4 protein-coding genes, 2 rRNA genes and 1 other annotated feature (1 of these 7 only partly in view) are annotated in these 7500 nt (G+C 41.5%); of the genes, 5 read left to right on the top strand and 1 reads right to left on the bottom strand.

The genetic code is table 11. The features are described from left to right. Together CAT7_RS11455 and rrf are read left to right on the top strand one after the other, a co-directional pair. Positions 1-2454: ribosomal RNA gene (locus tag CAT7_RS11455) — 23S ribosomal RNA — on the top strand; it begins 457 nt to the left of the window's first position. 91 nt (positions 2455-2545) lie between these two features. After that, positions 2546-2661: ribosomal RNA gene (gene rrf / locus CAT7_RS11450) — 5S ribosomal RNA — on the top strand. A gap of 281 nt (positions 2662-2942) precedes the next feature. Here the strand turns inward: rrf and CAT7_RS11445 are convergent. Beyond that, complete coding sequence (locus tag CAT7_RS11445) at positions 2943-4115, bottom strand: alpha-hydroxy-acid oxidizing protein (RefSeq protein WP_007725772.1); 1173 nt, start codon at positions 4113-4115, stop codon at positions 2943-2945. Positions 4116-4354: 239 nt separating this feature from the next. Between CAT7_RS11445 and CAT7_RS11440 the strand changes: the two genes are divergently transcribed. From CAT7_RS11440 to pheT, 3 genes are all read left to right on the top strand, one after another. Further along, positions 4355-4720, top strand: coding sequence for a winged helix-turn-helix transcriptional regulator (locus tag CAT7_RS11440; RefSeq protein ID WP_007725769.1), 366 nt, complete (start codon positions 4355-4357; stop codon positions 4718-4720). Positions 4721-4791: 71 nt separating this feature from the next. Next, positions 4792-5037: a binding site (T-box leader), on the top strand. Positions 5038-5126: 89 nt separating this feature from the next. Then, entirely contained in the window at positions 5127-6173 is a 1047-nt protein-coding gene (gene pheS / locus CAT7_RS11435; RefSeq protein WP_007725767.1) for a phenylalanine--tRNA ligase subunit alpha, read from the top strand. Between the two features lie 4 nt (positions 6174-6177). Continuing rightward, positions 6178-7500 (top strand): phenylalanine--tRNA ligase subunit beta (pheT, locus tag CAT7_RS11430; protein ID WP_007725766.1); only part of this gene is annotated, 1323 nt, incomplete at its 3' end.

Here is a 7500-nt window from a genome sequence, read left to right as displayed (position 1 = left end):
CCCAAGCTAATACTCCCTAGTGACGATAGTGAACCAGTACCGTGAGGGAAAGGTGAAAAGAACCTCGGAAGAGGAGTGAAATAGCCCCTGAAACCGTGTGCCTACAAATAGTTAAAGCCCGTTAATGGGTGATAGCGTGCCTTTTGTAGAATGAACCGGCGAGTTACGATCCCATGCGAGGTTAAGTTGATGAGACGGAGCCGCAGCGAAAGCGAGTCTGAATAGGGCGAATGAGTATGTGGTCGTAGACCCGAAACCAAGTGATCTACCCATGTCCAGGTTGAAGGTGCGGTAATACGCACTGGAGGACCGAACCCACGTATGTTGAAAAATGCGGGGATGAGGTGTGGGTAGCGGAGAAATTCCAATCGAACTTGGAGATAGCTGGTTCTCTCCGAAATAGCTTTAGGGCTAGCCTCGGAATTAGAATCATGGAGGTAGAGCAACTGTTTGGACTAGGGGCCCTTCTCGGGTTACCGAATTCAGATAAACTCCGAATGCCATTGATTTATATCCGGGAGTCAGACTGCGAGTGATAAGATCCGTAGTCGAAAGGGAAACAGCCCAGACCACCAGCTAAGGTCCCAAAGTTTATGTTAAGTGGAAAAGGATGTGGAGTTGCTTAGACAACTAGGATGTTGGCTCAGAAGCAGCCATCATTTAAAGAGTGCGTAATAGCTCACTAGTCGAGTGACCCTGCGCCGAAAATTTACCGGGGCTAAACATAACACCGAAGCTGTGGATAGAACCATTGGTTCTATGGTAGGAGAGCGTTCTAAGGGCGTTGAAGCTAGATCGTGAGGACTAGTGGAGCGCTTAGAAGTGAGAATGCCGGTATGAGTAGCGAAAGACGGGTGAGAATCCCGTCCACCGAATGACTAAGGTTTCCTGGGGAAGGCTCGTCCTCCCAGGGTTAGTCGGGACCTAAGTCGAGGCCGAATGGCGTAGACGATGGACAACAGGTTGAGATTCCTGTACCAGTTTGTTTTGTTTGAACAATGGAGGGACACAGTAGGCTAAGGAATACGCGCTGTTGGATATGCGCGTCCAAGCAACAAGTTTTGAAGTGAGTCAAATGCTTGCTTCTTTAAGAACAAGTTGTGATGGGGAGGGAAATTAAGTACCGAAGTTCCCGATGTCACACTGTCAAGAAAAGCTTCTAGTTAGAAACAAACTGCCCGTACCGCAAACCGACACAGGTAGTCGAGGAGAGAATCCTAAGGTGTGCGAGAGAACTCTCGTTAAGGAACTCGGCAAAATGACCCCGTAACTTCGGGAGAAGGGGTGCTGACCAATTGGTCAGCCGCAGTGAATAGGCCCAGGCGACTGTTTATCAAAAACACAGGTCTCTGCAAAATCGTAAGATGACGTATAGGGGCTGACGCCTGCCCGGTGCTGGAAGGTTAAGAGGATGGGTTAGCTCTCGGGCGAAGCTCAGAATTGAAGCCCCAGTAAACGGCGGCCGTAACTATAACGGTCCTAAGGTAGCGAAATTCCTTGTCGGGTAAGTTCCGACCCGCACGAAAGGCGTAACGATCTGGGCACTGTCTCAACGAGAGACTCGGTGAAATTATAGTACCTGTGAAGATGCAGGTTACCCGCGACAGGACGGAAAGACCCCATGGAGCTTTACTGCAGTTTGATATTGAGTGTTTGTACAGCTTGTACAGGATAGGTAGGAGCCAATGAAGCCAGGACGCCAGTCTTGGTGGAGGCGTTGGTGGGATACTACCCTTGCTGTATGACCACTCTAACCCACAACCCTTATCGGGCTGGGAGACAGTGTCTGACGGGCAGTTTGACTGGGGCGGTCGCCTCCTAAAGTGTAACGGAGGCGCCCAAAGGTTCCCTCAGAATGGTTGGAAATCATTCGCAGAGTGTAAAGGCATAAGGGAGCTTGACTGCGAGACCTACAAGTCGAGCAGGGACGAAAGTCGGGCTTAGTGATCCGGTGGTTCCGCATGGAAGGGCCATCGCTCAACGGATAAAAGCTACCCTGGGGATAACAGGCTTATCTCCCCCAAGAGTCCACATCGACGGGGAGGTTTGGCACCTCGATGTCGGCTCATCGCATCCTGGGGCTGTAGTCGGTCCCAAGGGTTGGGCTGTTCGCCCATTAAAGCGGTACGCGAGCTGGGTTCAGAACGTCGTGAGACAGTTCGGTCCCTATCCGTCGCGGGCGTAGGAAATTTGAGAGGAGCTGTCCTTAGTACGAGAGGACCGGGATGGACACACCTCTGGTGTACCAGTTGTTCTGCCAAGGGCATTGCTGGGTAGCTATGTGTGGACGGGATAAACGCTGAAAGCATCTAAGCGTGAAGCCCCCCTCAAGATGAGATTTCCCATCACGTAAGTGAGTAAGACCCCTGAGAGATGATCAGGTAGATAGGTTGGAAGTGGAAGTCTAGCGATAGATGGAGCGGACCAATACTAATCGGTCGAGGACTTAACCAAATTTTTTAAACGGTGTAAGACGGTTTCAGAACGAAAAACGATTTTTAACTTATCCAGTTTTGAGAGAACAACGTTCTCTTGATTGAAATTGTGTGGTGATGATGGCAAGAAGGTCACACCTGTTCCCATGCCGAACACAGAAGTTAAGCTTCTTAGCGCCGATGGTAGTGAAGGGTTTCCCTTTGTGAGAGTAGGACGTTGCCACGCAAATACAAAAGACATCATCTTTGGATGGTGTCTTTTTTTGATATATGTTAATTTTAAAGGTCTTCGTTAACTAGTGAGTGTAGAAGCTGCTAAAAAGAGTCTTATGGAATAGACGGATATTGAACCTAAAGTCTTATGATTTTTTCAGACCTCGTACAATCCTATTGCTCCAGTAGTTATGTTGTGCATCAACTAAATTCATCTATCTAGACTAGATAGTACTCAAAAAAATAGAGCCTGTTAATGAATAGAAGTTCATTAACAGGCTCTATTTTAGTTATTTAAGCGTGACGGTTGTCTAACAAAACAGTATTTTTAATATCTTCGACTGTTTTTGTACCAGCAAGTTGCATAACAAGTTCAAGTTCATGTTTAAAATGATCAAAAACAGATTTTACACCTTGTGATCCGCCTAAAGCTAAACCATAAATAGCTGGACGGCCAATAGCTACTAAGTCAGCACCGCTGGCAAGAGCCTTAAAGACATGTTGACCACGACGAACACCACTATCGAAGACAATCGGAACTTTTCTATCAACGGCTTCGGCAACTGTTTGCAATGAATCAAATGCAGCAGGGCCACCATCTAATTGGCGGCCACCATGGTTAGTTACCCAAATTCCACCAGCACCTGATGCTAATGAGATTAAAGCGTCTTCTGCAGTTTGAACACCTTTAACAAAAACAGGTAAACCAGAGTAGGAAGCAATAAATTCGACATCTTTAGGACTAAGGGTTTGTTTTGAAGATCCATAAACAGCATCCATTGATTGTCCAACACCAGATTGGTAGGCTTGAACAATGGGCATACCTAATGGGAATACAAAACCATTGCGCTTGTCGGCTTCACGATTTCCTCCAACAGTTGCATCGGCCGTTAATACAATTGCTTTTACTCCGTTGGCTTTTGCTTCATCTAAAATGTCTCTGTTGATTCCATCATCTTTACTCATATAGAACTGGAACCATTGTGGAGCACCAGCACCTGCTTGCGAAATTTCTTTAAAAGGTTTATTAGCGTATGAACTGATTGTCATGATAGAACCAGATTCAGCAACAGCTTTTGCTGTGGCTGGTTCAGCAGCTACGTTAGCAAGTCCATGTGAAGCTACAGGAGCCATGATGATTGGTGTAGATAACTCAACTCCAAAAATAGAAGTGCTTTGATCTGGGTGTTCGATATTTTTTAATACGCGTGGAACAATTAATTTGTGATTAAAGGATTCAATATTTTGTTTAATTGTCCATAAGTCTCCAGCTCCACTAGAAATATAGCCATATCCACCTTCTGGAATAACTTTTTTAGCTTCTAATTCAAGATCGAAAACATTGATTATATTTAAAGGTTTCTCCGCAGTACTTGCTTGATAAGGAATTTTATTAGCTTTAGTTGATTCTTCTTGTATGTTATCTAAGGAATGAGTTATTTTTACGTCTTTTTCAGTTTCTGTCATGGTGTTCCCTCCAAAAAATAATAGTTTATGATAGTTTCTAGTTTACCACTCTCATTAAAAATTTCAATTTTAATGAGAGAAATGCAGTAAAAAAGACTTAAGTGTGCTTATTTTTTTAAAATTGACAAAAATTTGTCTATGAAAGAGCAATAATTGAAAAAAAGGTTGACAAACCTAAATAGATTACTTACTATTTATAACCAATGATGCTATAATGATAACAAAGAGGTGAAGAAGATATGATAACGATTAAAGATGAAGAAAAAGCTGTCTTTTGCGAAACTAGGCAAAAGGAAATTTGCCCTAAATTTGAACACACATTTGCTATTTTGGGTAAAAAATGGATGGGACTTATCATTGACGTGTTATTAGAAGGTCCTCAACGCTTTAAAAATATTGCTGCTACTATTCCAAATGTAAGTGATCGCGTACTTGTAGAACGATTAAAAGAACTTGAACAAGAAGGTCTTGTATCTCGTACAGTAGATCCAGATGCAGCGATGAGAGTTGCTTACAGCTTAACTGAAAAAGGGCAAGCCTTAAAAGTAGTGATGGATGATGTTCAAAAGTGGGCCGATGAATGGATATGTGTGTCAGAAGATTAAATTCATTGAAAAGTACTTGACCTTTAAGTCAAGATTACGTTAAACTAAATATATATGTAAATTGAATAGCAATAAATACAATGATGGAAAAAAGTAATTTGAAGAATCTAAATTAGAGAGCAAGTGTCGTAGGCTGAAAACACTTGATTAGAGACCAAATGAACGTTCACTTCCTGAGTTGACTTTGGGAATTACACTAAGCTAGTTAAAAGTAATGAATAAAGTTCCGGTCTACGCCGTTATGTAAATGAAGTGTGAATTTAGCGCAAGTTCAATTCAAACAAGGGTGGTACCGCGAATGTAGCCTCGTCCCTTTTAGGGATGGGGCTTTTTGTGTGCTTAAAAATAGTCTGAAATAAGGTCTCGGTTGAGCGTAATTTATAAATTTATTTAAAGGAGAATCAGAATGGATTTAAAAGATAATTTACACCTGTTAAGTAAGGAAGCTGTAGAAAAAATTGAAGCTGCTTCAGATTTAAAAGAACTAGATCAAGTACGTGTAGCCTACCTAGGGAAAAAAGGTCCAATTACGGAAATTTCAAAAGGAATGAAAACTGTCTCTGCTGAAGAACGTCCTATCCTCGGTGCACTTGTGAATGAAGTGAGAAATGAAATTACATCACAGTTAGAAGCGAAAAAAGCACGGTTAGAAATGGAAAAAATCAACCGTGATTTAGAAAATGAAGCGATTGATGTTACGTTACCAGGTAACTCAGTAGCTGTAGGGCAATCACATGTATTAACGCAGATAATGGAAGAGATTGAAGATTTGTTTATTGGTATGGGGTATCAAATCATTGAAGGACCCGAAGTTGAAGAAGACAGCTACAACTTTGAACGAATGAATTTGCCTAAAGACCACCCAGCTCGTGATATGCAAGATACTTTTTATATTACAAATGAAATTCTATTGCGTACACACACTTCACCTGTTCAAGCTCGTACAATGGATAAACATGATTTTACAAAAGGGCCATTAAAAATGATCAGTCCCGGAAAAGTATATCGTCGTGACAGCGATGATGCGACTCACTCACATCAATTCCATCAAATGGAAGGGTTAGTTGTAGCGAAAGATATTACAATGGGAGATTTAAAAGGAACGTTAGAAGTTTTTGCTAAGAAATTATTTGGTTCAGAACGTGAAATCCGTTTACGCCCAAGTTATTTCCCTTTTACTGAACCATCTGTAGAAGTAGATGTTAGCTGTTTTAAATGTAATGGCAAAGGCTGTAATGTGTGTAAACAGACTGGGTGGATTGAGATTTTGGGAGCCGGAATGGTTCATCCAAATGTGCTTGAAATGTCTGGGATTGATGCAACAGTTTATAGTGGTTATGCGTTTGGCTTAGGACCAGACCGTGTTGCAATGTTAAAATACGGGATTGATGATATCCGTCATTTTTATCAAAATGATGTTCGTTTCTTAAATCAATTCAAGGTAAAGGAGTAAGAACATGAATGTATCTTATCAATGGTTAAAAGAATATTTAGATTTATCAAATGTAACACCGGAAGCGTTGGCAGACAAAATGTCACGTACGGGAATTGAAATTGAAGATGTTGCTATTCCGGAAACAGGCTTGAAAAAAATTGTAGTAGGACATGCAGTTGAAGTAGTGAATCATCCAGATTCAGATCATTTGCATATCTGCCAAGTGGATATTGGCGAAGAAGAATTATCACAAATTGTTTGTGGAGCTCCTAATATTGCTGCTGGACAAAAAATTATCGTTGCATTACCTGGAAGTCGTATCACTGGAAATGCAAAAATCAAAAAGGGTAAAATGCGTGGGCAAGTATCTAATGGGATGGTTTGCTCTTTAGCTGAATTGGGCTTTTCTGAAAAAGTTGTGCCTAAAAAATATGCTGATGGCATCTATATATTGCCAGAACATGCAGTGCCTGGAGAACCAGTATTTCCTTATCTAGCAATGGATGATGCTATTCTTGAATTATCCATCACGCCTAATCGCGCGGATGCTTTGAGCATGAGAGGAGTTGCTCATGAAGTTGGGGCAATTTACGATCAACAACCTAAATTTCCTTCTTTTGAATTAACAGAAGATAAAACTGATTCAGTTGCTAACTATATTAAAGTTGCTGTAGAAAATAGCGAAGATGCTCCAAGCTACAATGTTCGCATTGTTAAAGATGTGAAGGTTGCTGAAAGTCCGATGTGGTTGCAAACCAAATTGATGAATGCAGGTATTCGCCCTTTAAATAATGTTGTAGATATTACTAACTATATTCTATTAGAATATGGACAACCATTACATGCCTTTGATTATGATCAATTACAGTCAAAAGAGATCTTGGTTCGTCATGCTACCGATGGAGAGGCATTAACTACTTTAGATGGAGTAGAACGCTCATTAACATCTGAAGATATTGTGATTACAAATGGCGCTATACCTGTAGCTTTAGCAGGAACTATGGGTGGATTGGATTCAGAGATTGAAGATCGTACGGTAACGGTAGCAATTGAAGCAGCTGTTTTTGATGCTATTTCAATTCGCAAAACGGCTAAGAAATACAACTTAAGAAGCGAATCTAGCTCTCGTTTTGAAAAAGGGATCAATCTAGCTACAATTACAACTGCTGGCGATCATGCTGCAGCTTTAATGGCTGAACTAGCTGGTGGAACGGTAGTAGCTGGTGTTGCATCTCAATCTATTTTAGCTGTTCAAGATAAAGTAGTCACTATTACATTAGAAAAAATCAACCGCTCATTAGGAACGTCCATTACCACTGAAGAAGTAACGGCTATTTTTGATCGA

Origin of the sequence: Carnobacterium sp. AT7 (assembly GCF_000171855.1) — a bacterium.
Lineage (GTDB): Bacteria > Bacillota > Bacilli > Lactobacillales > Carnobacteriaceae > Carnobacterium_B > Carnobacterium_B jeotgali.
This window is presented reverse-complemented; position numbering and strand designations above follow the sequence as displayed.